The 26,860-nt window shown below is 47.3% G+C and carries 20 protein-coding genes and 2 pseudogenes; 8 read left to right on the plus strand and 14 right to left on the minus strand.

Annotated elements, in window-relative coordinates; translation table 11 throughout:
- Positions 1 to 2: 2 nt before the first annotated feature.
- From traG to traI, 5 genes are read left to right on the plus strand one after another with little or no spacing between them, the layout of a single operon-like run.
- On the plus strand, positions 3 to 2,819 hold the full coding sequence (traG, locus tag HQQ92_RS00330; RefSeq protein WP_173242412.1) for a conjugal transfer mating-pair stabilization protein TraG: 2,817 nt from the start codon (positions 3 to 5) through the stop codon (positions 2,817 to 2,819).
- A gap of 37 nt (positions 2,820 to 2,856) precedes the next feature.
- Complete coding sequence (locus tag HQQ92_RS00335) at positions 2,857 to 3,390, plus strand: hypothetical protein (RefSeq protein ID WP_173242414.1); 534 nt, start codon at positions 2,857 to 2,859, stop codon at positions 3,388 to 3,390.
- Positions 3,391 to 3,392: 2 nt separating this feature from the next.
- Complete coding sequence (gene traD / locus HQQ92_RS00340; RefSeq protein ID WP_173242417.1) at positions 3,393 to 5,516, plus strand: type IV conjugative transfer system coupling protein TraD; 2,124 nt, start codon at positions 3,393 to 3,395, stop codon at positions 5,514 to 5,516.
- Positions 5,517 to 5,529: 13 nt separating this feature from the next.
- Positions 5,530 to 5,709, plus strand: a complete 180-nt coding sequence (locus tag HQQ92_RS00345) for a hypothetical protein (protein ID WP_006087381.1) — start codon at positions 5,530 to 5,532, stop codon at positions 5,707 to 5,709.
- Between the two features lie 58 nt (positions 5,710 to 5,767).
- Entirely contained in the window at positions 5,768 to 11,728 is a 5,961-nt protein-coding gene (gene traI, locus HQQ92_RS00350) for a conjugative transfer relaxase/helicase TraI (protein WP_173242420.1), read from the plus strand.
- 20 nt (positions 11,729 to 11,748) lie between these two features.
- Here traI and HQQ92_RS00355 read toward each other — a convergent pair whose 3' ends face one another.
- The 13 genes from HQQ92_RS00355 to HQQ92_RS00415 form a co-directional block, all read right to left on the minus strand.
- Positions 11,749 to 12,108: a hypothetical protein gene (locus HQQ92_RS00355; protein ID WP_006087379.1), complete on the minus strand. Its 360-nt coding sequence runs from the start codon at positions 12,106 to 12,108 to the stop codon at positions 11,749 to 11,751.
- 558 nt (positions 12,109 to 12,666) lie between these two features.
- Complete coding sequence (locus tag HQQ92_RS00360; protein ID WP_173242422.1) at positions 12,667 to 12,966, minus strand: hypothetical protein; 300 nt, start codon at positions 12,964 to 12,966, stop codon at positions 12,667 to 12,669.
- Between the two features lie 48 nt (positions 12,967 to 13,014).
- Complete coding sequence (locus tag HQQ92_RS00365; protein WP_173242424.1) at positions 13,015 to 14,013, minus strand: ArdC family protein; 999 nt, start codon at positions 14,011 to 14,013, stop codon at positions 13,015 to 13,017.
- 603 nt (positions 14,014 to 14,616) lie between these two features.
- Complete coding sequence (locus tag HQQ92_RS00370) at positions 14,617 to 14,955, minus strand: type II toxin-antitoxin system HicB family antitoxin (RefSeq protein ID WP_012197942.1); 339 nt, start codon at positions 14,953 to 14,955, stop codon at positions 14,617 to 14,619.
- Complete coding sequence (locus HQQ92_RS00375) at positions 14,952 to 15,197, minus strand: type II toxin-antitoxin system HicA family toxin (RefSeq protein WP_006087375.1); 246 nt, start codon at positions 15,195 to 15,197, stop codon at positions 14,952 to 14,954. Before HQQ92_RS00375 ends, HQQ92_RS00370 begins: the two co-directional genes overlap by 4 nt.
- Positions 15,198 to 15,392: 195 nt before the next feature.
- Positions 15,393 to 15,794, minus strand: coding sequence for a hypothetical protein (locus tag HQQ92_RS00380; protein WP_011979512.1), 402 nt, complete (start codon positions 15,792 to 15,794; stop codon positions 15,393 to 15,395).
- A gap of 1 nt (position 15,795) precedes the next feature.
- On the minus strand, positions 15,796 to 16,419 hold the full coding sequence (locus HQQ92_RS00385; protein WP_173242426.1) for a hypothetical protein: 624 nt from the start codon (positions 16,417 to 16,419) through the stop codon (positions 15,796 to 15,798).
- Positions 16,420 to 17,106: 687 nt separating this feature from the next.
- Entirely contained in the window at positions 17,107 to 17,328 is a 222-nt protein-coding gene (locus tag HQQ92_RS00390) for a hypothetical protein (protein WP_173242428.1), read from the minus strand.
- A 2-nt stretch (positions 17,329 to 17,330) separates the two neighbouring features.
- Positions 17,331 to 17,837 carry a hypothetical protein gene (locus HQQ92_RS00395; RefSeq protein ID WP_254306282.1) on the minus strand — a complete coding sequence of 169 codons (507 nt, stop codon included), beginning with the start codon at positions 17,835 to 17,837 and terminating at the stop codon, positions 17,331 to 17,333.
- Position 17,838: 1 nt separating this feature from the next.
- Positions 17,839 to 18,294 (minus strand): type II toxin-antitoxin system HicB family antitoxin, encoded by a 456-nt coding sequence (locus HQQ92_RS00400; protein WP_173242429.1) that lies wholly within the window; start codon positions 18,292 to 18,294, stop codon positions 17,839 to 17,841.
- A gap of 124 nt (positions 18,295 to 18,418) precedes the next feature.
- Positions 18,419 to 20,299, minus strand: coding sequence for a ParB/RepB/Spo0J family partition protein (locus HQQ92_RS00405; RefSeq protein WP_173242430.1), 1,881 nt, complete (start codon positions 20,297 to 20,299; stop codon positions 18,419 to 18,421).
- A 390-nt stretch (positions 20,300 to 20,689) separates the two neighbouring features.
- The gene (locus tag HQQ92_RS00410; protein ID WP_173242431.1) at positions 20,690 to 20,923 is read right to left on the minus strand and encodes a hypothetical protein; all 234 of its coding nucleotides are present in this window, start codon (positions 20,921 to 20,923) and stop codon (positions 20,690 to 20,692) included.
- A 14-nt stretch (positions 20,924 to 20,937) separates the two neighbouring features.
- Complete coding sequence (locus HQQ92_RS00415; protein ID WP_173242432.1) at positions 20,938 to 21,669, minus strand: endonuclease; 732 nt, start codon at positions 21,667 to 21,669, stop codon at positions 20,938 to 20,940.
- A gap of 253 nt (positions 21,670 to 21,922) precedes the next feature.
- On the opposite strand from HQQ92_RS00415, the pseudogene HQQ92_RS00420 reads away from it, so the two are divergent.
- Positions 21,923 to 22,524 (plus strand): annotated as a pseudogene (locus tag HQQ92_RS00420) (IS3-like element ISSba5 family transposase); the annotation flags it as partial.
- A gap of 31 nt (positions 22,525 to 22,555) precedes the next feature.
- On the opposite strand, the pseudogene HQQ92_RS00425 reads toward HQQ92_RS00420, so the two are convergent.
- Positions 22,556 to 25,521 (minus strand): annotated as a pseudogene (locus HQQ92_RS00425) (Tn3-like element ISSod9 family transposase).
- Between the two features lie 225 nt (positions 25,522 to 25,746).
- On the opposite strand from HQQ92_RS00425, the gene HQQ92_RS00430 reads away from it, so the two are divergent.
- Both HQQ92_RS00430 and HQQ92_RS00435 read left to right on the plus strand, forming a co-directional pair.
- Entirely contained in the window at positions 25,747 to 26,304 is a 558-nt protein-coding gene (locus tag HQQ92_RS00430) for a recombinase family protein (RefSeq protein WP_173242433.1), read from the plus strand.
- Positions 26,305 to 26,515: 211 nt separating this feature from the next.
- A complete protein-coding gene (locus HQQ92_RS00435) occupies positions 26,516 to 26,857 on the plus strand; it encodes a type II toxin-antitoxin system RelE/ParE family toxin (RefSeq protein WP_173242434.1) in 342 nt (113 codons plus the stop codon).
- Positions 26,858 to 26,860 lie beyond the last annotated feature (3 nt).

The raw sequence follows: 26,860 nt of genomic DNA on the forward strand, positions 1-26,860 counted from the left end.
CCATGGCGGTTGAGATATTTACCTACAGCAACGGGGACGTGGCCAAGCAAGTGATGAATGCCATTGCCGTGCTGTTCAAGTCCGATTCATTTGCCAGCATGATAAGCATCTGTGCACTGTTTGCCGTTGTGGCCACCGCGCTGCACTTTTTCATCAAGCGTGACCATAACGCGATTATGAAATGGTGCGCGGTTTACTTTGCCGTGCCATTGCTTGCCATGAACACCACCGCCACAGTGCAAATTACCGATTTAACCAATCCGACGGGTAACTATCGCGTGGACAATGTGCCCGCGATTGTGGCGTTTCCGGCCTCATGGGCATCGCATTATATGTATGCCACCACCCAAACGGTGGAAGATATTTTTCACGTACCCGATGATCAACAATACAGTAAAACGGGCATGATGTTTGGCTCTGAGCTGTACAAGTTATCCAGACAAAGCGAGATAGAAAACACCCAACTTAAAGGCTATTGGCAGCACTACATCAGCAGTTGTATTCGCGGAGATATGCTACTCAATAATAAATACACATGGCGAGATTTAGCCAGTGCGCCGGATATTTGGGACTTTTTAGCCACTCACAACCCTTCGCCGCTACGGGCGATTCAAATGGGTTTTGATGATTACCCCACTTGCAAAGAAGCCCTTCCGCGCCTCAAGCAACTTTTCCAAGCTGACAGCGCAAAAAGCATCAAGTTACTGGGCAGTTGGATTTATGGTGAAAAGGCCACAAGCCAACAAAGCTTTTTGAATACCAGCATCAGCAGTGGTTATCAAAAGTACGCCAATATCAGTCAAAGCGCGTCGCAAATAACCCTGCAAAACATGACGATTAACGCCCTGCGAAATGGTCTCGCAGATGATGCAGCGGTGAGCAACAACACCGCCGCCGCATTCAACTACGCCTATACGCAAAACAAAATGCAAACCACATCGATGTGGGCGGGAATGGCCCTGCAGGCGCGCGAATTTTTGCCCATGCTGCAATCGATTTTGTTTTTGCTGTTTAGCTCTGTCGCCTTTTTAGTAGTGGCGATAGCCATGATCCCCTCGCTCACGTTTCAAGTGCTCGGCAACTATTTCAAAGGCTTTATCTACCTAGGCACATGGCCGGTGATGTTTGCCCTCATTAACTTCATTATGACCACGCGCTTATCCCTTAACGCCACTGAAATCACTAACATTTACGGCGGGATCACGTTAAGCAACGTTGATCCCTTACAAGAAATGCACTCCCGCTATGCCGCTATGACAGGCTTTTTAATGATGAGCGTACCGACATTAATTGTCCCGCTCATTATGAAAGGCGGCGCGTCGGTAATGAGCAGTATGTCGCATCAGTTCGCGGGCATGATGAGCAGCGTTAACGCGCGCACCTCTGCGAGTGCGGCCAGTGGTGATATCAATTTGGGTAACGCTCAGGTGGATAACTACAGCTACAACAACACCAACGGCAATAAAATCGACACCACTGGCGTTGAACGTATTCATGGCAACACCAAGCAAGATGCAACTGGCTATGAGACCACCACCTTTGATGATGGCAGACAAGTCATTAATGGCCAAAATGCTCTAAGCCGTAGCTTGCCAGTGAACATCAGCGGCAGTGACGTAGTAACGAACTCGGCCTCGCAATCGGCCTCAAACGCGATCAGTGCCAGTCAATCCACCGGAGAACAACTCAACCAAACCACAAGCGCAATCCAAAACCAGAGCAATAACTTAAGTCATGGACTGAATAAAACCAGCAGTTATGGCAACAACAGCAGTACCAGCGAGGCTGGCAACCACCGTAAATCCGTTGCGGACCTCAGTAGCCTCGTCGAGTCTTACTCCAAAGAATTTGGCCGCTCTAAAGACGACGCTTGGAATGATGCAATACGGATGAATGCCGATGCCAAAATGGGCATCACTGTCGGCACGCCTGGCAAAGGATTGTTTGGCTCTGGCGCTTCTGCGGAAGTCAGCGCAGGGACGTCAGCGTCTACCGATGAATCAAGCAGCACCCGCCTAAGTGACAGTGAACGCATGAGTCGTCTACAAAGCTATCAAGAGCAGTTTAGTAGCACTATCGATAAGGTGAAGAGCTACAGCTCAGGTGAGCAAAGCAGTAACACGCACGCAAAATCGGACAGTGAAATGCAAAGTTTCGTTGAGAGCATTAACCAATCTGAATCCCTTGCCAAAACCCAACACGCCCAGCTCACCGAAGCCCAAAGTTACACCGACCTCGCCAATAGCGTCAAAAGTGGCTCTATCAGTATTGGCCGCGACTTTAATCAAGATTTTGTTGATTACGTTAAAGATTCCAGAGGTGAACATGGTGATTTCATGGACGTGATCAAGGGCGAATCGCCTCAAATGGAAGGCATTCGTAACCAACTCGCTGCCGAGTTTGCTAACACTCCCGAAGTCAAAGCGATGGTAGAGCAATACAAAAACCATGAATTACCGCAAAGCCGAGATGACATTATGCAGGCTCAGGAGCGCTACGCTGCCGATATTGATATCAATAAACAGCAATCACCACATTATGCCGCTGCGCCGCTCAATGACAGCCTCTACCAAACGGGCGAGTACGAGCGAATTGGCGGGCATGCAGCGCAAGGCAACACGGAAATCATGCAAGACGTCTGGAGTGCAGAGAGTAAACACGTTCCCGCCAATCTGCCCACCATCGATAGAGAGCAAGCGCAAGCCGAAGCCGAAGCGGCACACGCCCTTGTTCAAATACCACAGGATAATCGAAGTGACGATGAAAAAATGGCCGAAACAGTGCGTCAGTCAAGCCCCTTTACAGGACCAAAAATGTGATAATAGCCATGACTTTCAATCACAAAGAGATAACCTCATGAACATCATTAAAACAGGCGCACTGTTGCTGTGCTTATTAAGCTCACTTGCACAAGCTGAAACCTCCCTGTTCGGCCTCACCTTGGGCAAATCCACGAGGCAAGAGACAGAGCAAACCTACACCCTCCAAGACAAAAATACCGCATCGGGATTGCCTGATAGCTGGAATTATTATCGCGTGAGTGGTGAGCAGTTTAATGAGGCGCAGCTTAAGCATGCCACCCTCTATTTTGATAATACCCAAACCTTAGGCCGCATCAATTTTACCTTCCCAAGCTCCTTAGAAAAGTATAAGGCGCTAGAAGAACAACTTAGCCGCCAATACCCACGCATAAAAATGGCCCCCTTCGTATCGGAGCCATTACGCCTTGATAAGGCCGAGTTTCAAAATGACACCACCCATGTACTACTGGAATACAGCTATTACGGCACCTACTTGTCCTTTACAGACCTAAAGTATCGCGCTGCCGCCCAAAAACACATCGCAGAACATGAAGCCCTCGAAGCCAATAAACCGAAAAAGGAACCCTAGACGTGACCTTAAACCCCAAACGTACTAAAGGCAGTAACTACACCCGTGGTGGCCAGATTTTATTTCACAATTTGCGGATGTTTTTGCAGATTAACGCCGTGCTTATCCGCTGGACGTGTTATGGCGTGCTCATCTTAACAGCGCTGCTATGCTATCTCTTCCTTGATAAAGACACCTTAACGGGCGCTTATTATTGGATAAACCAAACGGTTAGCGTGTTTAGACCAGAAAGCCATGTCATGCAAACTGAATGGCAAGGCACTGTCTATACCAGTACGTTAGGGTCTCAATTAGAAAACCCGATACTGATTGCGGCCAACAGCCGCTTTTGGCTATGGGTACAAATTTATTTCCTCATTAGTAGCGTCTTTGGTATCGCTTTCCTCACTGTGGCCATGTGGTATTTCAAGAAAAAAGGGGACGAGCAAACCGAGGAACACTTTATTCGGGGGATGCAAAAAGCCACGCCGAAGGAATTAGCAAAACAGCTTAAAAAGGACAAGCGCCAATCTGATTTCAAGCTCGATGGCATCGGTATTTTCAAAGAACGCTTTGAAGTTCAACACTTGTTACTCGATGGCACCACGGGCGCGGGAAAGTCCGTGGCGCTGCGTAAGTTTTTAACGTGGATACGTGAAAGGGGCGACAAAGCCATTATCTATGACAAAGGCTGTACCTTTGTCAGTAAATTTTATAATCCAACAACCGACACCATACTAAACCCATTTGATGAGCGCTGTGTTTACTGGGATGTGTGGTGTGATGCGCATGAACCCTCAGATTTTGAGAATATGGCGAGCGCGCTCATTCCCCAGCATGGTGAGGGAGATCCATTTTGGGTGCAATCTGCACGCACCATTTTTTCATCTACTGCATTTAAGATGCTAGAAGAGCCTCAACAGAACCAAATCACTGAGCGATTACTTGAACTCATGCTCACCAGCGAGCTTGAATCGTTAAGTGAGTATCTTAAAGGGACCGAATCGGCCTCACTGGTATCAGATAAAATCCAAAAAACGGCGATATCCATTAAATCTGTCCTCGCGGCCTATATCAAATCATTACGATTCCTTGCCGGACTGGATGAAAAGGACGAACAGGGAAAACTCCTTCGCCGCAAATTTTCAATTCGTGAGTGGGTGAGAAACGATGCAGAAAGAGGCTTTCTATTTCTGTCCAGTAACGCACAGCAACATGCCTCACTGCGCCCCTTGATCTCAATGTGGCTATCCATTGCCTCGACCGCCATTTTAGAACAAGACGAAGATCCGGACCGCAGAATTTGGGTGTTGATGGATGAAGCACCAAGCTTGCACAAGTTACCTGAACTTGCCGAAACAATCGCAGAAGTGCGCAAGTTCGGCGGCTGTTATGTCATAGGTATTCAGTCTTTTGCGCAGCTTAAAAAAGTCTATGGCGAAAATGCGGCACTTGAAATGTTCGACTTGCTCAACACTCGCTTATTTTTCCGTTCACCCTCTAACGAAATGGCCAAAATCTCGTCTCACGATTTAGGTGAGCAAGAAGTCGATGTTTCTAAAGAGCAATACAGCTACGGCGCTAATGAAATCAGGGATGGCGTATCACTGGGCCATCAAACCATTACCCGCCCTGTGGTCACGCCCTCTGAAATCATGCAGCTTGAAGATTTACAATTCTGGCTACGCACGCCTGGCAATTATCCTGTGGTGAGAGTGGATTTAGTCTTTAACCAAATGCGCTCACTGTGCGCCCCGTTTATTAAGCGGGATTACACACCATCTGAGAAAGTGAAGAAATTAGAGATAAGCCTTAACTATCACCAATTCAGCGCGGCACAACATCTCGATAAGGCAGATAAAACCAAGCTCCAAAGCATTCATGACACCATGTATGAAGGGGATGAAAACAATGATGAACGCAGCGCGGAAGCGCAGCGCATGACCAAACTTGCTGAAAAAACCGATGCGGTTGCCCAAAGCCTCATCGATGCAAAAAAGGCCAAACCGACTGAGTTAGCGCTCAAGGATGCAGAGAAGAAAAAAGCCGTTGAAAAACAAAAGGCCGCAGACCAGCACATTGAGGATGCACAGCGACTTGAAGAGCAACAAATAGCCTCAGTACACGAAGAAATATCGCTCGACTAAAGGAGCTAAAACGATGACCTCATTCAACGCCACGACACGAGTGCCCGAATTGTCGGCGAAAAAGCCCTCACGTAAAGCCTCTAAAAATGACCATGAACGGATGAACGTCATGCGTCGAATTGAAGCCATCGCGGAACTCAAAGCGCTGGGCTTCACGTCTGACGAAATCAAAGCCCAACTCGACTCAGAATAAACCTACCGGATTAGTTCACCTCGCGCCCCGCGCGAGGTCCCTCTAAAGGAATATCAATATGCTTTCCATCAGTCCCATTGCGTCGAGCGCTGGCGGCGCGGCCAGCTACTACCTCAGTGAAGAAAAGAACCTCAATTTGCCTGACGTGTCGTTAGAAAAAGCAGCGGATGCCAAAGAAGGGGAAACCAACTATTACTTGAAAGAGCAGAGCGCCGAGCCCAATACCCAATGGTTTGGCAAACTGGCAGAGCAAGAGGGAATGCTAGGCAAGCCCGTTGAAGAACATCAACTCAAAGAGGTGTTAGCCGGTAGCCTAAACGACCAAACGCTTAAAACCCAAAATAGCAACGCCCGCAACGGTTTTGACTTTACCTTTTCAGCGCCTAAATCGGTTAGCTTACTTGCGCTCGTTGGTGGCGATAAACGCTTAATGACAGCGCACGATGACGCGGTAAAATTCGCGTTATCGCATATTGAGAAAGATGCGGCGCAGGCCAGACAAACAGACCCGGGGACAAAAGAAACGTCTTTTGAAAATACCGGTAATTTACTCTTTGCCATGGTGCGCCACAAAACCAGTCGTGAAGAAGATCCGCAACTGCACACCCACTCACTCACCGCCAACATGACCAAGGACAGCGAGGGCACATTGCGCGCTCTGGCCAGTAGCTTTAAACAAAAAGGTGGCATCATCAATGGCACGGGTGAGCGGGTTTATAACCATCAAAAATACTATACCTCGCTCTACCAAAGCGCCTTAGCCCGCAGTGTTGAACAAGCGGGTTATCAAACTCGTTCACTGGGTAATAATTTGTTTGAAGTGGAAGGTGTACCGCAGTCCTTACTCGATACATTTTCAACCCGTAGCCAGCAAATCAACGAACAAACCCAAACCTTAGGTTTAGACTCACAAGCCGCGCGGGACGTGGCCGCAAAGGATACCCGCAAGAGCAAAGCCTATACCAGCGAAGCCACCTTGTTTGAGCAATGGAAAAACAAAGCCAATGACAGCGGTTTTAACCTGACAAGCTTCGTGACGGACAGCATGTCGCGCCAATCCTCACTCAATACATTAACGCTAAAACCCGCCGCTATCGATGCGGTAAGTCGCGCGATTGAGCACGCCAGTAACACCCAAAACCGTTTTAATTACGCGAAATTAGTGGAATCAGCCACGCTTGAATTTACGCAGGGCCAAAAGCTCGACGCGCTTGATATTAAGCTGGCACTGGATAAGCACATCGAAGATGGCGCGCTCATTCCACTTGATAAAGAGTCTGCGACCTTTACAAGCGCCGCACACATCAAAGCCGAAACCAACCTGCTAGAGAGCATCAAACCCAAAACGGCCAACATGCGCCAAGTGGTCGATACCAACACGCTTCAAGGCAAAGGCTTAAATGCGGACAACCAAAAGAAAGTCTCTGAACTGTTCGCCAGTACCAAACAAGTTAACCTAGTGAACGTCTTTGGTAGCAGTGAACAGCTCGCGACCGCCCTATTAAATGTCGGTGAGGCCAACGGTAAACGTATTCACATCATTACCCCTGACATGAAAAGCAAACTGCACACCAGTGAACGGGTACAACGGGATTCATCGACTATTGGCAAGTGGATAATGAACCACTTCAAACCTGACCACACCCACACATTCAGCAGCTTTACTCAAACGGCCAACAACACTAACCGCGATATTTTAGTGGTTGAGAACGCCAATAAACTCGGCCTTAACGAGGTCAATGCCCTGCTCGCGCAAGCCAAAGCGGGTAACAGTAAAGTGATATTGCTCAATCACGCCAATGCCAAGCAAGGCATGAAAGCCGGTAACGCTATCGAGGTACTTAAAAAAGGTAATGTAAATGAGAGCAACTGGGTCGCCACCAAACAAAGCAACACGGCCATGCGGCTACATGAAAGCAAAGACAGTGACAGGGTTAACCTGATTGCAAAAACTTACGCGCAACTGCCCGAGAAGCAACACACCCAAGTCATTGCGGGCACCCATAAAGATGTGAAGCAGCTTAACAGCGCCATTCGCGCAGAACTGCAAAATCAAGGTGATGTATCGCGCCTTGGGCTCAACATCCCTACCCTTAATCCCGTGTTCTTATCCGCGCAGCAACGGGAAGTCGTCGGCCAGTACACCAAGGGCATGGTACTCACCCAATGGCAAAAAGTCGGCGGCCGCAATCAACAACAGCAATTGACGGTGGACAGCGTAAACCGCGATAACAACACCCTTACGCTGATAGACAAAAACGGTAAAGCGTCCGAGATTAACCCCAGCAGTAAAGCCTTTAAAGCCGCAGAGTACGTGATCGCGAAACCGGACAATTTACATATCGCCAACGGCGACAAACTCATCATGGCCACAAACCATCAAGACAGTGGTTTGAGCAAACAAATTTATACAATCAACGCCCTATCCAAAGAATGGGTCACGCTCAAAGACGAAAGCGGCAAACAGCACAGCGTTAAAGCCAGTGCATTGCACCATGCGCCGCTCAATCATGGTTACGCCACGACGCCAAGCAATGCCAGCCCTAATGCAAGTCACCACATCGTCAACATTAAAGCCTATAGCGCCTCAAAAGAGTGGTTACATGACACGCTGACACAAGGCATCAAACACATCGATATATTCACCGACAAGGCACAACAATTTGATGACCGATTAGAAAAAAGTGAGGTGAAACCATCCAGTATTTCGCGCATCATGCAAGCCGCTGACATGCCAGAAAAGTTCGTGAATAGCCAAACCACAGCCCTGCTCACCCAAGATGTGACCGCAGCACTGAATGCCATTGGCGCCCAGCATCAAGACAAAGGGCTTATTCACAATGCCGTAGATTTTGCCATCCAGCACATTAGCGAGAAAGAAGCCGGTTACTCACAAAAAGAGCTGATTGTTAATGCGATCAAGTACGCCTTTGAGGAAAAAGGCACCAGCATTACCCAACATGAAATCATCAACACCCTGCAACACATGGCCACGAACAGCACGGATAAAGGTGCGCCCTCACTCCTGAGCGCCGAATACCACGACGGCACCCGCTGGACAACCCAAGCCGCCATCGATACCGAAGTGCGTATTTTAGACAGACTACAAGCGGGCAAAGATCAACTTGCGCCCCTTACCACCGCTCAACACGCCGCGCAGGTACTCAGTCAAAATCAAAACCTGACCGATGGCCAAAAAGACGCGACCTTGCTTATCACCACCACCAAAGACCGATTTGTAGGTGTTCAAGGGTTAGCGGGTACGGGTAAATCGACCATGCTTGAAACGGGTATCGATCTTGTTAAACAAAGCGAATCCCTTCTCAACACGCAACCCAATAAGACACCGACACAATTCATAGGTCTAGCGCCGACACACGCCGCCGTTAACGAACTCAAAGACAAGAACGTCGAAAGCCAAACGGTGCAATCACTCCTAAGCAACTTTTTAAGCCAAGATGCGAAACCGGACCAATACGCCAACACCGTGTTCTTGCTCGATGAATCCTCGATGACCAGTAACGCCCAAATGGATAAATTTACCCATTTGATTGAGACAACAGGCGCGCGCGCCGTGTTCTTGGGTGACACTAAACAGTTAACGTCCCAAGAAGCGGGTAAACCTTTTGAACTCGCGTTAAACAAAGGCGCAATCAATAGCGTCACCATGAAAGACATTGTGCGCCAACAGAACAGCACGCTACTGAGTGCAGTACACAATATTGTCGATCGCCAAGGCGAAAGCGCTATTGATAAAATTCAGCAACAATTACCCTTTGACCAATACACCGCGCCCACCGCGAACGACGCGGTAACGCCCGAAAAGCAGGCGACCGCTAACATCAATCAAAGCTTGAATATCATTTCAACTTTGCAGTCGATAACCGATAACCCGAAGAAAAACCAGCAACTGGCGACCGAAGCCCTGCCCGCCACGGTGGCACTGGAATACTTGGCCAGAACACCTAAAGCACGTGAAAATACCCTTATCATTGCGTACACCAACAAGGAACGCGACGACATTACCCACGAAATCCGCCAAGGGTTACAGCAACAAAAAAGCCTCAGTACCGAGCAATTCACCGTACCGAGATTACGCGGAGTTCATGCCAGTAAAGCGGAATTGGCGACCATGTTGCCCTATCAGCAGGGGTTAATCCTGACGACCAGTAAAGACAGTTATTTTGAAATTATGAAGGTCGATAAGCTCAATAACATGCTCACCCTCGCGGATATGAAAACCGGCGAGGAAAAGCATTTCTTCCCCAAAAATCATGGCCACAAATTCACGAACCTTTGGGCCAAGAGTGAGCAACCTCTCGCAGAAGGCGACAGTATCATGCTCCGCAAAAGCGATATTGACCGTGAAATGCAGGGCAACAAAACCTATACCGTTAGCCGCATTGACGATAAACAAATGCAGCTCAAATCCACGGATAACCACACATTAACGCTCTCAACCAAAGAGTTGAAAGATGCTCATTGGGATTACGCATACACCCGCACCGCCGATATGGCGCAAGGGGCAACCTATGAGAATGTCATTACCGCGATTAAGGGCCAAGGTGCATTAACTAACGTAAGGCGCGCGTATATCGATATCACCCGTGCCAGTAAGCACGTAAAAATCATCACCGATAACCCGCAAAAAATGATGCTCTCATGGGTCAATAACGATCCCAATAAAGTCTCTGCACTTGAGACAAGAGATAAGTATTACCCTGAACATACCCCGCTATTTAATGACAAACCCTTGCCGCAGGAAAACCCAAAGTACCTCGATGTGAATGGATATGTGGATCTAAAACGGATGGCCACTGAGCTAAATGCCAAGCTTCCGGCCTACAGTGAATCGCTGGCAACGCAGCTTTTAGGTGAGCCGAACCGCGATAAATCAGACAAAGATAACCTGACATTTGGCAAAGAGGGGAGCCTAACATTGACCACAACGGGCCAATATCGTGGCTATTTTAAAGACTGGAAAACCGGCGATAAAGGCACCTTAATTAACCTGATTATGGTCGCTGAAAAATGCAGTTATAAAGATACACTTTATAAAGCCGATAAAATGATGAACGAACCCGATAAATATAATCTGGTAAAAAACCCACAGCATGATGAATTAACACATGCCATTCCAGTTAAGCAAAGCCAATTAGAAGCGCGCGCGAAGCAATACTTTAACGAAGCTACACCTATAGAAAACTCACTCGCACAGACGTATTTAAACAAGCAAGGCATCGAGGTTAAGCAGCATGAAAACTTACGTTTTCACGATGCCGTTTATTCGTCAGAAAAACGTGGAACCTTCCCCGCATTAATCGCGAACATCACCAATGATAAGAATGAGACTAAGGCAGTAGAAATTACTTACCTTGATAAATCCAGCGGTGACATTGCAGCGCTAAAAATAAACAAGCGCATACTCGGCTCTAAATCGGGGAACAGCACGACGATCAACAAAGGCAATAATTCAGACTATAGCATTGTCGCTGTCGGTGTAGAGAACGCGCTTAAGATAAATGCTGATAATAAAAACGGGGCTGACGTTATTGCGCTAAACAATAATAATGACACTAAAACATTCAATACAAATGAATTGCGCGAAAACGTGATAGTGGTACTTGATACTAATAATCCACAAGACACTGCAAAACTGGCTAATGACCTTACCGAAAAATTCAGCAAGGAAAATATACATGCGGTAATTATTGAACCCAGCCTGATACCTGACGGCTTAAACAAAGTCGAAACGACAAAGCAATTAGTCAACGAAGCGATCTATAACATCACGACAAAAGACAACACCCTATCTAAAGCCATTCAATCATTGAGTCATGATATTGCAGGCACAAAAAATATCACGATGAAAGATGACAGCACTAACGTAACGACGAATAAAATAAAACACGATGAACACTATCAACATTTAGCAATGGATAGCCACCGTTCAACGACGAAAGAATACTCCCCCAACATCGACAACCCTAAATTGGATATTGGGGAAAAGACCATGTAATGAATATATAAAGAGGACACTTAGTCCTCTTTATTTTCGCCCGCTAAAATCTGCTCAACTTTTTCCTCTGCCTTTCTCATTGTGTCCTTATGCTTAATACCTGCATTCTGTATATCAACAGGTGCCGCATTGTATGTCTGGTAATAGACCAGACTGCTAGTGTGTTGCGCCTTAACTGTATAGGTCAGAATCACCTCTAACAGTTCGCGAGTAGATAACCCCTCGGCATCATCTTTATGCTCAAGAATACGCAGAGCAAACAAGATCAAATCTCGCGCGGCAGCAGCATCTTTTTCCAAACCCTTCTCTTCTCGATAAGCAACAATCTTGGCATAGAGATCTGCATCGCAGGGGACTTGCACAACTTTACTTCTGGCCATAGTGACATTATCCAATGTATTAAAAGTGTATTAACAACGTATAGGTTTGCATTATAACTGTATTAACCAGTGTATTAAAGTTTAATACACTCACAAATTGAGTTAATGAGTAATTCCTTTATAAACATCACTTTAATACTAAATAATATACGCGGTATTAATACTGTATTAATCCGCCTGAAACCATTGGCACAAGGGCTTTTAATACGATTGTATTATTTTATTAATACACCTTTAATACGATTTAGTGTAAAAACGAAATGAATTTTCAAAAAAAAATATTTGAATCATATTGATATTTAAATGCCTAATTTCAATAACTTACACCACAAACAACCATAAGAATTGATTTATCAATTCTTGCGTGGGGTGTGGTCTTATTCTCAAGGTTCCAACTTCACTATTTCGCCAGGATTTTGCACTTTTCATTTTTTGGGGATTTTTTAGGGATTTTCGATTTTTGCTAGGCGGCTGCCGTATGAAGCGGCAACTTCCTCGGGGGAATTTCAGACCAAAAAAAACGCACTCAATGAGTGCGTTTTCTGCAAGCGTGGCGGCTTAATATTCGCTTGGCAATAATGCGGTGGTTCGTGCTCTGTCTGCCTCGGTGATGATCCATATTTCTACACCTTCAAACTGATAAGCTGAAAGGATACGACCGCCCTTAATTAACATCTCATTATTAAGCAGGTAATCTTCATCCTCTAAATCGCCCCAATCTCCGATCGCGTGACGATAGAACAAAGACGCTAACGCTAAACCATTACCATGGCCGTTATTGACCAATTCATTTATCCCTTTAGATGTATATAATGCACCAAGCCACTTCAATTTATCTTCTATTGTTTTATCCGACATATCTATTCCTATCTAATAAAAGGCTTAGTAAAAACTAAGCCTATAAAATCAAGCGGCCTTTAACTGTTCGCATGTGACTTGCATTAAATACTGATGAGCCTTAGACGCGGCACTGGCGGCTTTAAAAATATAGCGCTTATCATTCTTTAACTGCGTTAACCAACTTGCGATATAAGACTCATGCTGAACGTCACCGCTAATATTTAACTCGGCCATTAAAAAACTTGCGCCTAATTCAGCGATCAATTCTTCAAAGGCGTAATCATCCGAACCAAATCGAGATACCTTTATTCTGTCTAATCGGCTTTTTGCGCCTGTCCAATGCGTTAACTCATGTAATGCCGTACAATAAAAATCAAGGCTATTTGAAAAACGTTCGCGAGTGGGTAAAACGATGTTATCGGTAGAGGGTCTAAAAAATGCTTTATCTCCTTGCTCTACAATATTCGCACCTGTTTTATTAATGAAGCTTTCAACATGATCAATTGCATCAAATGAGTTGTTTACGTTTAAACCTTTCACTTCCTCAACATTTAACCCGTCGATTTGCTCAACGTTAAAGACAGTGAAACTTTTAAGCATGGGAATTACTTCTTTTTCACCTTGTTCATTTTCTTTTTCCCAACTCTTATAAAAAATAATTGAGGTGCCCTTCTCGCCTTTGCGAACTTGACCGCCTAAATTATTCGCTTGGTTATAGGTTAAAAATTGATTTGATGAAAATCCCGCATCAAATGCCGCCGCCCATAACAACAAAACATTAATACCGCTATAGGCTTTTTTAGTATCGAAATTAATCGGCAAACCTGCACCGATTGAATTTCTCTGCCACGGACACACCCAAGGCTTTACACCTTTATCTAATGCCGCAATGATTTGATCAGTGACGACCTGATACATATCTACTTTTTTAAATGCTTTTGCACTTTTACTTTTTGTTTTGCATTTTGAGATATCGTCTTTGGAGAGCCTGCTTGTCGCTTGTAAGCTGGCTTGCTCGCTGAAAGGCTTAGTGTGGCTTGCTGGGGTAGTGATTGAGTGTGTCATGGCTGCTTGCTCCGTTTGGGGTCTATCATCTTCGTTTTCGCCTGACGTCCTGCTCGCTCGCCATCGTTCTGATTGACAAGGGCGCGCAGCGGCGAAGCGAACCCTTGGCAAGCGGGTTGTGGTGAGCGACAGATTAAGACGGAAGCGTAAACGAAAGGGATAGAACCAGGAGCGGCCATGATGCCGAATGAAACGACCAGCTTAGCCACACTTGCCGCGCAGTGAGTAGGACTGTGCTTGGCGGTTTGGCGGTTGCGTTAGGGATTGGCAAGCAGGAACGTAGAGCCACGGCAAGCTTGCTTGCCATCAGTGGATCACGTTATCGCGGGGAGCGAAGCGAAAAGCCCGACCGAAGGGAACGCCCAAGTTCATCAGTGGTATTTAGATGACATAGCGCGACAGCAGCCAATAGACACTCAGAGTAAATAGATTGACCGCCGAGGCACGTTTCAAAGCACACCAAGGGGTATTGTCAGATAAACGGAAAAGGGCGGCGAAGCCGCCGCTTGTTTCGCGTTTGCGGGGAGCTAACAGGGGTAATGTTCAGTTTAAGTAGATCACATGGCTCAGGCTGATATCCATTGCTCGACAACGATTTGCAGCCTACAAACCCACGCTTTTTTGAACTGCCCTTTTGATAAACTCATTCGTGCTAGTCGATGCCTGAAATGCCGCGATAGACGCAGCCAAATGCAAGTCATGGCCTAATCTGACATTAAGCGATCCCTTGCAAGGCTTCTCTGGTTGAATGTCCTGTTGAGCACAGTCAGCAAGATAAGCGTTAATCGCCTCTTGAAAGGCTTGCTCTAACCCTTTGGCTGTTTCGGCCTCATAGTTGATCAACGGTGAAATGAATAGCACCTGCCCAAACAGAATATTATCCTCTGGGCTGATTTCTACAGAGCCGTGATAACCCTTATATGTCATTGTATTTTGCATCATAGTTTCCCCCATTCGGTTAATTTGTCTCTCACTTGGCGCAATGCGTAAGCCTTTAATTCATTTTTAGGATGCGGTTTATGCAGGTTGATTAACTCCTTCGGAATGCCATTATCAAACTTAACCCTCGAACCATCACCCTCTACTTGTTGATAACCGAGCACTTTTAACGCACCCGCTAATTCATTCCAAGTCAGTGTTTTGGACGATTTGAGCTTTGCTAATAATTTATCCGTTTTCGTCATAATGCCCCCTGCGATATAGGGGATCATTATACCAAATCAACCGCAAAAAGTGCAACTATATATAGTTGCAATAGAGTATTTTCGAGACTTAACCTATCGAATGGTTTGAACTTAAGACGAAAAAAATGAAGTGGGTCATGATGTGAATTAACGAGAAAGGGGAACGCATGTTCCCCTGTAAGACGTTCAGGCTGTTTACACAAACTGCCCTTGTAGATCCTTAATTCTCACTATCGGATAGCGATTAGCACTCTCTAAGCATTTAGCGCGAGCCCTTTCGATATTGATCGCTGAATCAATAAAATAGCATTGTTTTTGGGCAATATCGTTTTCAGAGTCATAGCCAACAATAAAAAAGCGGGGGGAATATTTAACCTCATCCACGGTATAACGGATCGCCTGACCTGTCGCGGATTCGTGATGGCCAATGTACCCTATCCCGTTAGCATTCAAATCAGCCATGTGGCTACTAACAACTGATGTTGCATAGTCCGCAGGCCAACCCGTTGCAGGGGTGCGACCATATAAACGTTCATGTTTATATTGCCCTTGTAAATAGGTGTTCATTTCTTCAAACGTCACTGAGGGTTTGCACATATCATATCGCCCCCGTATTAGCGGCCAACTCAATGCTGCCCCCTTCCATCACAAACCACAGAGCATGATGTGTATAGCAATCGCTTATCTCCCCGTCAGCCTCCACCGACACATAAACCGTTGATGTGATCCCCGAGGGTAAAGACCACATGATTGAAACGTGCTTATTTCGATAGTTCTGACTTAACGCCCTCGTTAGTTCATCAAGTGAGAGGCATTGCGTATCGTTGCCAAAATGCTTAATCACGACAGGAAAACGAACCGAAACCCGTTTTTTGTCAGTGCTAAACACATTAAAACGCACGCGATAATCAATACTTGCGCCATTGCGTCGAGGTTGATCGATTGATACGACATTTTGAGCCACTTTTGCCGCGACTAAGTACCGCTCGACCGCTTCAAACAATAACCCTTGTGAATAGGGATACCATGCTTCATTAGCCACGCCCTCAAGTCCGAGGCCGCAAAAGTGAAAGAAATTCATTTCAGTTAAAACAATGATCGTCAACTCGCCCCTTTTTTGCTGTTGAATATCGTCTTTGGAGAGCCTGCTTGTCGCTTGTAAGCTGGCTTGCTCGCTGAAAGGCTTAGTGTGGCTTGCTGGGGTAGTGATTGAGTGTGTCATGGGCTGCTTGCTCCGTTTGGGGTCTATCATCTTCGTTTTCGCCTGACGTCCTGCTCGCTCGCCACAACCCGCTTGACAAGGGCGCGCAGCGGCGAAGCGAACCCTTGGCAAGCGGGTTGTGGTGAGCGACAGATAAGACGGAAGCGTAAACGAAAGGGGTAGAACCAGGAGCGGCCATGATGCCGAATGAAACGACCAGCTTAGCCACACTTGCCGCGCAGTGAGTAGGACTGTGCTTGGCGGTTTTGCTGTTTGCTTTGATGTTGCGTTAGGGATTGGCAAGCAGGAACGTAGAGCCACGGCAAGCTTGCTTGCCATCAGTGGATCACGTTATCGCGGGGAGCAAAGCGAAAAGCCCGACCGAAGGGAACGCCCAAGGCCATCAGTGGTATTTAGATGACATAGCGCCGCAGCAGCCAATAGACACTCAGAGTAAATAGATTGACCGCCGAGGCACGTTTCAAAGCACACCAAGGGGTATTGTCAGATAAACGGAAAAGGGCGGCGCAGCCGCCGCTTGTTTCGCGTTTTGCGGGGAACTAACAGGGGATACTAGAGCGACTATCGGCGGCCAATGAAAACGAGCCTGAATGCGGCTGCGCCGAAATAAAGGGCAGAAATGGCAATGAACAGCCAACAAATCACCAATAGTAAATTATTCAATAAAGCCATCAACATGTCGCTCGCTTATTTTATCAATTCAAATACTTTGCGGTTAGCAGCGGTTTTGGTGTTATCAGTCAACGGCCATATTTCCCATGGTGAATCGACGCCTGTTCGACTCCTTAAAAAGTCATCTCCAGATCGATATTGAAACTCTTCGTAATCAATACACCACTCAAACACTTCGCCCTGTTTGACGGACTTAAGATCACTTATCTTCACAATCTCTATCGCACGTTGAGACATGGCTAAATTTCCTTGTCGTTATCCATTTCTTCATCTTCCCACTCGATGAGGCGGCATTTTTGAAACTCTGGATGCTCTTTAAGCTGCTCGTGAACATCAGCGGGAATATGAAAATTCAACTCCCCCGCTTCAATCGAATATTTCAAACACGCTAAGCCCTCATGCTCAAGCCCTGACTCATCAATCACGCGCTGCACTTGGTTTGCTTGGCATCGATACCGCGCACCCGCGACAACGACATTCACCGCGCCAGAGGGCATAAAAATCATCGTCACTGGATAGTGATGGCCACCAAACAGATTGACAAAGGAAAAACTGGCCCGATTGGGTTGGCGCGTACAACTCACGATATTGTTGATTGGCATGATAACGCCCTCACTGTGTTGCACTGGAATAATGTGGATCGGTTCATCGGCTTGTACGGCTTGCTCATAGGCCGCGACAACCTCGGGATTGTCCATAAGCTGCGCTTTCACCTCTGAAAATGGAATACCGGTTACTTTGCCCATATCAATCTCCCACTTTTGAACACGATCTTACTGAGTCTGCGCTGTTCATTAACTTATCAGCCGCCTTGGCTAAGAAGTCCGAACGGTCTTTGAACTCGCGATGAAACGCCACAAAGCTATCGATACGTACAATCTGCGATTCTGACAATGTGATATTGAGGCGTTTTTGTTTGGCTTTGAGCGCCTCTAGCGGCACCTCTAAGGCCAGCCATTGGTCGAACTTGGGATGCAATGCCTGATAGTCGCGATAACCTTCATTCAAGCTATCGACTAAATGACCATCGTTGATCACTTCCTCGGCCATTAATAAAATGGCTTCTTTAGCCTTAAACAAGATTTCTTCTTGGCTATCCGCCGCCGAAAAACAGCCATAGCCTAATTTTTCAAACACGGGGATAACGATACCAAACGCCTGCATTTCATCAGCAGGGCTTTCGATCCCGACCATAAATAGCATTGTAAAACCTCTGCGTTAACCGTTGAACCATTATACACACGCATACACACAACACAATTTATTTAGTTAATTCTTGCTCAGATTCACCCTGAATTAACAGGGTAAATCTGCATCAGTATGCGGTTTAAAATCCAGCGGGCATCAAGGCATCAAAGTAGGCTTTTTGTGCATCATCTAGCCCTTTTCGCTCCCCGTTCACTAAGCTATCAACCTGATTTGCTAAGTCCTTTTTCTTGAGTGCGGCGGCTTGTAATGCCCACTGCTCCCCCATGACAGGCTGAGCCATATCAATTAAACAAGACAAGCTCACGCGCTTAAAGAAGGTTTCCGCAGTAGGTCGCCAGTAGTTAGACCATTTCACATCGAGAGTCGAAATAACGGCCTCAGCGGCACAATGGCTATTATCAATTGACGCCTCGAACATGGAAGCCGTGGCGTAAGCCACCTGCTTTTCTTTCTCTTTTACATCGAGGGCGCAAAAAGCGCTAAAGCGTTCAGCGACCGTTGGCAGACCAACCCACGCTAAATTAAGACTGGCTCTAACCCCTTCAATCAACTGCACCGCTTTGTTATCTGTAAGCGATCCCGTTTTAGGATGACAAGTGGTGTCGTTAACGCTGATATGCAGTGGACGACTGCCATAATGTGAATCAGTGAACGCGCTTACACAGACAGAGAAATGCAACGTATCAAGCGCCACCGTTGGCGCACTCATTAACGCATGTTTCGTGATAATCAAACGCTGCGCCCGTAAGTCGTCATTAAGCGCAGCGGAATAACCGCTAGTATCCTTATCTTCAATTTTTTTCACGTCACCCACGTTCACGTTGAGTGGGTCTGATTGCACACTGGCTTGTAATTGTGCCAGCGCCTTTTTGTCGTCTTTATGCACTAACCCAATATAGATACTGACAGGCTCACCAAAACTTTTTAACACGAGCATACACCCCGCTAGCGCCATTTCAGCGGGATCATACTCACCCTCTTTTAAATCTAAAAGCCCAAACCCTGCAAGTTCATCATACTCAGAAACTAACTTTATCTGTGTCCACTTCCAGCCACACGCGATTAACTTTGCTGCTTCGATTTCCAATTTTGCGGTCGCTAATGATTCGAGCAACGCTTTATCATCAAGATAGACTTCATCACTGAACAAGTCTGAGGTCACAACCCCGCCCGCTTTTTCGTATTCTTCTTGGCCAACAAACTGAGCCAAATAGTGATCAGCATTCACAGCGGCGTCTTTAAGCATATTGCGGAATTGGTTTTCGTTGTAACGTCTATCGCCTGCCAGCTCCCACACTTCGACTTGTTTTTCGACACTGGCAATCGTGAATATCATCACGACATCAAGCGACACGTTCCCCGCTTTGTACGCATCGAGCACAACAGGGGCGACCATGCTTAACTTCATGCGCTGCTGCACGAATTTCGCTGTTACGCCAAACCGCGCCGCAACATCAGCAATGCTCGCGCCCTGATTCACCATGTCAGCAAAAGCGTGAAATTCATCGACTGGGTGCATCTTTGCGCGTGTGAAGTTTTCAGTCATTGATAGCTCGGTGGCATAGTTGACCACTTCTTCGGCTGTCAGCAACTTAACAGGCACAAGCGTTTTCGGTTTCAGCTTATTATTTTTGACGGCTTTAATGAGCTGTCTCAGTCTACGGCCACCGCCCAAAACTGGGTATAAGCCTTGCGCGTTCATGGGCTCGACGATCAGATTTTGTAAAATGCCATGCGCCAAAATGGAGGCATACAACTGTTCATCGTCAGCCTTGGACGCATTTTCTTTACGCACGTTCTTCTCAGACAACACCAACTGGTTAATCTGCAATTGCAGTAACACTGGCTTTGCTGTTGAAGCCAATGCCACCACAGCGTTAGCCGCTGTTGCCGATTTTTGAGCAATATCGGGCTTGTGAGAGCCTGCTTGAGTTTTTGGGCTGGCAGGTAAAGTGATGGCTTTAGTGTGAGTTGCTTGCGCTTGAATTGAGTTTGTCATTGCTTGTTTTCCTGTCGTTTAAATATCGTTCTCGTCTTCGCCTAACTTCCTGACTCATTTCACGTTCTGACAGACAAGGGCGCGCAGCGGCGAAGCCTCCCTTGGCGGGCAGGTTGTGAAATGAGACAGATAAGAAGTGACAGCGCAGACGTGAACGGTATTGATAGGGAAACAATGACAAGCGATAGAGAAGCGCACGCTTACTCACACTTTAGCCGGCAATGAACCGGACAGTGCTTGTGACTTTGATGTTTGCTTTGGTTTGGGCTTGGTTGTTGCGTTAGGGATTGGCAAGCAGGAACGTAGAGCCACGGCAAGCTTGCTTGCCATTAGTGGATCACGTTATCGCGGGGAGCGAAGCGAAAAGCCCGACCGAAGGGAACGCCCAGTTTAAGACCAATCTCCGGTGAGCTGTTTTACTTCGGTTTCGCGAAGACAAAACGCCGTATTAATCGACGTTAGATTATCAAACTTCTCACGTTGAGTGAGCGCAGGATCTTGCTCAATTTTTCGTTCAGCGCCGGTCACTTGGATTAATAGCGTATCGAGATTTTTACTGGCTTTAAATTTACGAAACCAATGTAAATCTAACTCTGTCAGGGTGTTTCTATTAATATAATTCATAGCTTCTCGTATATTTACCAAATATTGGCTTGCTGATAGCGGCTTTTGACGATCTCATTATCATTGAGCTGAATGGCGGCAATTTGTTTAGCCCGCTGACACTCTTGGACATTCACCGGATATTGCTTATCCCACGCACTCATAAGCTGGCGCTGTGACTTACTCATAGAATATTTAGGATAACTTTGGTCCATATACAGATAGGACCGAGCAATGCGCCCTCTAGCGGCTTCGGGAGGCTGAGCTTTGCTGCCATCAATGCGCATATCACAGGCACCAAAATCAGATTTAGCCGACGGTAACAGGGCAAAATTGTAATTACTGCGCAGCGCGTTCACAGCGCCGATAGCCGGAAACAGATTGTGCATATCCGCTTGCATGTATCGATACTCAATATTCATCTTCTCGGCACACTTGCGGCCCTTGAACGACTTACCTTTGCTATCGACACATTGCCCATGGCCATCACGCCACTCAGTAAATGCTTTGCCAAAATTTTCGGCGGGAACAATGTGTTCCCATTCGATTTTTTTAGCGCGCGCTAAATGCGTTTTAGTAGTAAATCCTGGCGGAGAGATTACCTGCCCTTTTGCGTCAAATGCAGCACCGCAATAGAGGGTTTCACGATGATCTTGATAGACCGATAACAGCTGTTTTTTAGCCTGATTAAACGACTGATTGGTCGTATTGGAAGCAACAGCAAAAAGGGGAATTACCGCAAGGATAGAAATAAAAAAACGATTCAAAAACAAACCTCTTTTCAATGGATTGACAATATTAGATGAAACAAAAAGCCATGTTAGCAATGCGATACAGCCAAGACCTCTACTTTACCCAGAACCTTAAGCCGTCACAGATATAACTTGTTTAAGCCATCATTATCGACGACAGCTAACGAGGCTCTTTATTTAAGCGAATGACAAACTGTAGTGGCACACTAATTTTGGCCACCTAAATAGAGGTGATATTATTACCTCGTAGATGACTTTAGGTGAACACATGAGATCGACAACCAGAAAAACATTTAGTGCTGAATTCAAACTTGAAGCTGCCCAATTAGTCCTCGATAAAAACCATAGCATCATCGAAGCTGCAAAGGCGATGAACGTAGGTAAATCCACTATGGATAAATGGGTGAGACAGTTAAAACTAGAACGCCAGGGTGGCACACCAAAAGCATCTCCGATTACCCCTGAACAAATTGAAATCCGTGAGCTGAAGAAGCAAATAGCTCGTCTTGAGGAGCACAATCTTATCCTAAAAAAGGCTACCGCTCTCTTGATGTCAGACTCGATGAACAATTTACGCTAATCAGCGCACTCAAGCAGAGCCACTCTATTCTCACAATTTGTAATGCATTCAAAGTGCATCGAAGTAGCTATAAGTATTGGCTAAAAAGAAAAGAACATATTGATACAGACTTTACTATTTTATGCAGTGAAGTGAAGGCCGCACATCGTATTAGTCATGGCTCTGCCGGTGCGCGAACGATAGCGCAATTAGTGACTAATAAAGGGATTGGTCTCAGTCGTTATCGAGCCCGTAATCTCATGAAAAAGCTTGGGTTATTAAGCTGTCAGCAGCCTAAGCATTCTTATAGGGGTCGCCTCAGAAAACGGAAAAAATCGTACGCTAAGCCGGTGATAGAGGTCGTAGAGGCCTGAATTTACCTGAACCTATCTTGGCGCTGCTGCGCCACAGATAATCCCCTGTCAGGTTGATGTGCTCCCAGCCTAGCGGCGATAGGTACTGCAATAACTCTTCATCGACGGCATGTCCCTTGGCACGTAACCCATGTGCCACCCTTTCCAGATAGACGGTGTTCCATAGCACGATGGCGGCAGTCACCAAGTTAAGGCCACTTGCCCGGTAACGCTGTTGCTCAAAACTGCGGTCACGGATCTCCCCCAGTCGATTGAAAAACACGGCACGAGCCAAGGCGTTACGAGCCTCCCCTTATTCAGTCCGGCATGTACCCGGCGGCGGAGCTCGACACTTTGCAGCCAATCCAGAATGAACAGCGTGCGCTCGATACGCCCCAATTCGCGCAAGGCGACCGCCAAGCCATTCTGACGTGGGTAGCTGCCAAGCTTCCTCAGCATGAGTGAGGCCGTCACCGTTCCCTGTTTTATCGAGGTAGCCAGCCGCAAGATCTCGTCCCAATGTGTACGGATTAGCTTGATGTTGAGCGTCCCGCCAATCATTGATTTCAATCCCTCGTAGGTGACATCGCGCTTTGGAATGTAGAGCTTGGTCTCACCCAAGTCGCGGATACGCGGTGCGAAGCGAAACCCCAACAGGTGCATCAACGCGAAAACGTGATCGGTGAAGCCAGCCGTGTCGGTGTAGTGCTCTTCGATCCGTAAGTCAGATTCATGGTAGAGCAGGCCGTCGAGCACGTAGGTTGAGTCGCGCACACCGACATTGACCACCTTAGTATGAAATGGTGCGTACTGGTCGGAAATATGCGTGTAAAAGGTCCGTCCTGGACTACTGCCATATTTCGGATTGATGTGCCCCGTATTCTCCGCCTTGTTGCCGGTGCGAAAATTCTGGCCGTCAGAGGAGGATGTAGAACCATCGCCCCAATGTTCGGCAAACGGATGCCGGTACTGCGCATTGACCAGCTCGGACAAGGCCGCGCCATAGGTTTCGTCACGGACATGCCAGGCTTGCAGCCAAGCGAGCTTGGCATAAGTCGTTCCTGGACACGATTCTGCCATCTTGGTCAGACCCAGATTGATCGCATCGGCAAGGATCGTCGTCAGTAGCAGGTTCTTGTCCTTGGCCAGAACACCAGATTTCAGGTGTGCGAAGTGCCTGGTAAAGCCCGTCCATTCGTCCACTTCAAGCAGTAACTCAGTGATCTTGACGTGCGGCAGGATCCTAGCAGCCTGATCGATAAGGCGCTGCGCGGTATCTGGTACTACTGCATCCAGCGGCGTTATCTTTAGGCCAGAGGCCGTGATGATGGCATCCGTTAATTCGTTAGCCTGCGCCATGCTGTTGACGGTGGCGAGCTGCGTTTCCAATTGCGTCAGCCGTTCATTCAGATACTGCTCACAGTCGGTGGCTACGGCCAGCGGCAATTGATTGGCCTGCTTGAGACTGATGAATTTCGCGGGTGGTACAAGGTAGTCCTCGAAGTCCTTAAACTGGCGCGATCCCTGTACCCAGATGTCACCGGAACGCAATGCGTTCCTCATCTCCGACAGCGCGCATAGCTCGTAGTAACGCCGGTCGATGCCGGTATCGGTTATCACCAGCTTCTGCCAACGCGGCTTGATGAAATCAATTGGCGCATCTGCAGGTACTTTTCGGGCGTTGTCGTTGTTCATGCTGCGCAGTACTTCGATAGCCTCCAATACACCTTTGGCAGCCGGTGCGGCCCGCAACTTTAGCGCGGTGAGGAAGGTCGGTGCGTAACGGCGTAGTGTGGCGTAGCTCTCACCGAGACGGTACAGGAAATCGAATTCCTCGGGCTGCGCGAGCGATTGTGCCTCTGTCACGCTCTTGGCAAAGGCCTCCCAGGATATGACGCCCTCGATAGCAGCAAACGGATCATCACCCGCTTGCTTAGCGTCGATCAACACTTGGCCGATACGGCCGAACAGGCGCACCTTGGCATTGATAGCCTTCCCAGATGCCTGAAACTGTTTCTGATGTCGCTTCTTGGCATCATTGAACAGCTTGCCCATGATGCGGTCATGCAGATCAATAATTTCATCTGTAACAGTGGCCATCCCCTCGATGGCTAGCGCAACCAAAGTCGCATAGCGGCGTTGTGGCTCGAACTTGGCCAAATCGGCGGGGGTCATCTGTCCGCCTTCTCGGGCGATCTTGAGCAATCGTTTTTGGTGGATCAGACGATCGACACCAATAGGAAGATCAAGCGCCTGCCATACCTTGAGTCGTTCGATGTGCTCAAGCATGTGCCGCGAATTGGGTTTGACCGGAGACAGGCGAAGCCAAGCCAGCGTAGTCGTTTTGTTGTTGTCCCGAAGCTTGAGCAGATCATCGAGCCGGTGGCGGTGCGAGCCTGATAGTGGTTCGGTCAAGGTGTCGTAGATACGCCGGTTTGCACGGGTTAGAGCCTCGGCACAGACGCGCTCGACAACATCTAACGTTGGCAAAATGATGTGTTTATGACGCAGCATCTCGACTACGCTGTTGGCCAACACTATGCCCTTGTCAGTCTGCAAGGCCAGTTCGGTCGTGGTATGGACAGCCTGCCGATGGTGCACTTGACTAAATGGTTCCATGCCAAGATACACCCGCAGTTCGAGCAAGTGCTCGCGCCGTGTCTCCTCCCGCTCGGCATACTGCGGCCAACATACAGGATCGAGCTGTAACTGTTGTCCTATCCATTGCAGCAGAGGCATTGGCACCGTAGCGTCGGGCAACAAGCCCTGGCCTGGGAAGCGCAGCAAGCATAACTGTACCGCGATCCCCAAGCGGTTAGCATCACCGCGCCGCTGCCGTATCAGTGATAGATCGGGTTCGCTAAACGTATAGTGGCGGATCAGTTCGTCTTGGGTATCGGGTGACACCAGCAGGCTGTCTCGCTCTGCGGCGGATAGGATTGAGCGGCGAGGCATGCGGTTTCCTTCTTCTTGAAAACGTAGGTTTGTAAGAGCAACGACAAGAGCTCTCGGACACAACAGCAGATCAAGGGGTTATGATTCTCAAAAATCATTCTTGAAATGTTATTCTCAGTTGCCTATCATTTCAACGAGTTTTGATAAGGAGATACCCGTTATGAGGCCATCTGTTGTGCTCGATCTCAAACGAAGCATTATTCGTGAGACGACGAGAAATGAATCATGCTGATCGGCTATGCGCGCATTTCGACACAAGATCAGAACCTGAAGCTTCAGCTAGACGCTTTGGCAAAAGCGGGATGCCAAAAGGTTTTTGAAGACACGCTCAGTGGTACTCGTGCTGATCGGCCCGGTTTGGGCAAGGCACTAGAAATGCTGCGTGAGGGCGACACACTGGTTGTTTGGAAGCTGGATAGATTGGGCCGGTCAGTCAAACAACTGGTAGAGCTGGTCAGCGATCTGCACAAACAAAACGTCCAGTTTAAGAGTCTCACCGATTCTATCGATACCGGCACGCCATCGGGCCGATTCTTTTTTCATGTCATGGCAAGCCTCGCAGAGATGGAACGAGACTTGATCGTCGAAAGAACCCGTGCGGGGTTGGACGTTGCCAGACAACTCGGTCGTAAAGGCGGTCGCAAGCTGAAGATGACCGACAGCAAGATCGAATCAGCCAAAAAGCTATTAGCCAGTGGAGTCCCCCCCAAGGATGTGGCTAAGAATCTTGGCGTGTCGGTTCCTACGCTATACCGCTGGCTCCCTGCCTCTGCGCATGCTTAGCGTACGATTTTTTCCGTTTTCTGAGGCGACCCCATCTAGCCCTTTTCTCTCACCGTTCACTAAGCTATCAACCTGCGTGGCTAAATCCTTTTTCTTGAGCGCGGCGGCTTGTAATGCCCGTTTATATTCACCTTAATAATAGAAATACACTTGATGCTATAGCTTTTATGCTATATTATTTTTATAGCATAAAAGCTATAACGGATGGGGTATGTGGGAAGTTATAACAACTGCGGTTTTTGACGATTGGTTTGAAGTGCAATCCGAATTCTTACAAGACGAAATTTTGGCGTCATTAAATATCTTACATGAATTTGGGCCCCATTTAGGTCGCCCCCATGCAGATACCCTTAGAGGCTCTAAGTTCACGAATATGAAAGAACTGAGAATACAGTACGCAGGAAACCCAATAAGAGCCTTTTTTGCATTTGCCCCAAGCCGAAATGCAATCGTTTTGTGTGCAGGAGATAAGACAGGATTGAACGAAAAGTGCTTTTATAAAGAGATGATTAAACTTGCTGACACTGAGTTTAGTAAGCATTTAGCAAAATAAAGG

This window comes from Shewanella sp. DC2-4, from assembly GCF_013248875.1.
Taxonomy (GTDB): Bacteria; Pseudomonadota; Gammaproteobacteria; order Enterobacterales; family Shewanellaceae; genus Shewanella; species Shewanella oncorhynchi.

What these genes read in the sequence shown, in the direction of transcription:
- traG (WP_173242412.1), top strand. Translation starts at nt 3, where the DNA reads ATGGCGGTTGAGATATTTACCTACAGCAACGGGGACGTGGCCAAGCAA.
- HQQ92_RS00335 (WP_173242414.1), top strand. Translation starts at nt 2,857, where the DNA reads ATGAACATCATTAAAACAGGCGCACTGTTGCTGTGCTTATTAAGCTCA.
- HQQ92_RS00345 (WP_006087381.1), top strand. Translation starts at nt 5,530, where the DNA reads ATGACCTCATTCAACGCCACGACACGAGTGCCCGAATTGTCGGCGAAA.
- traI (WP_173242420.1), top strand. Translation starts at nt 5,768, where the DNA reads ATGCTTTCCATCAGTCCCATTGCGTCGAGCGCTGGCGGCGCGGCCAGC.
- HQQ92_RS00355 (WP_006087379.1), bottom strand. Translation starts at nt 12,108, where the DNA reads ATGGCCAGAAGTAAAGTTGTGCAAGTCCCCTGCGATGCAGATCTCTAT.
- HQQ92_RS00360 (WP_173242422.1), bottom strand. Translation starts at nt 12,966, where the DNA reads ATGTCGGATAAAACAATAGAAGATAAATTGAAGTGGCTTGGTGCATTA.
- HQQ92_RS00365 (WP_173242424.1), bottom strand. Translation starts at nt 14,013, where the DNA reads ATGACACACTCAATCACTACCCCAGCAAGCCACACTAAGCCTTTCAGC.
- HQQ92_RS00370 (WP_012197942.1), bottom strand. Translation starts at nt 14,955, where the DNA reads ATGATGCAAAATACAATGACATATAAGGGTTATCACGGCTCTGTAGAA.
- HQQ92_RS00375 (WP_006087375.1), bottom strand. Translation starts at nt 15,197, where the DNA reads ATGACGAAAACGGATAAATTATTAGCAAAGCTCAAATCGTCCAAAACA.
- HQQ92_RS00380 (WP_011979512.1), bottom strand. Translation starts at nt 15,794, where the DNA reads ATGTGCAAACCCTCAGTGACGTTTGAAGAAATGAACACCTATTTACAA.
- HQQ92_RS00385 (WP_173242426.1), bottom strand. Translation starts at nt 16,419, where the DNA reads ATGACACACTCAATCACTACCCCAGCAAGCCACACTAAGCCTTTCAGC.
- HQQ92_RS00390 (WP_173242428.1), bottom strand. Translation starts at nt 17,328, where the DNA reads ATGTCTCAACGTGCGATAGAGATTGTGAAGATAAGTGATCTTAAGTCC.
- HQQ92_RS00395 (WP_254306282.1), bottom strand. Translation starts at nt 17,837, where the DNA reads ATGGGCAAAGTAACCGGTATTCCATTTTCAGAGGTGAAAGCGCAGCTT.
- HQQ92_RS00400 (WP_173242429.1), bottom strand. Translation starts at nt 18,294, where the DNA reads ATGCTATTTATGGTCGGGATCGAAAGCCCTGCTGATGAAATGCAGGCG.
- HQQ92_RS00405 (WP_173242430.1), bottom strand. Translation starts at nt 20,299, where the DNA reads ATGACAAACTCAATTCAAGCGCAAGCAACTCACACTAAAGCCATCACT.
- HQQ92_RS00410 (WP_173242431.1), bottom strand. Translation starts at nt 20,923, where the DNA reads ATGAATTATATTAATAGAAACACCCTGACAGAGTTAGATTTACATTGG.
- HQQ92_RS00430 (WP_173242433.1), top strand. Translation starts at nt 25,747, where the DNA reads ATGCTGATCGGCTATGCGCGCATTTCGACACAAGATCAGAACCTGAAG.
- HQQ92_RS00435 (WP_173242434.1), top strand. Translation starts at nt 26,516, where the DNA reads ATGTGGGAAGTTATAACAACTGCGGTTTTTGACGATTGGTTTGAAGTG.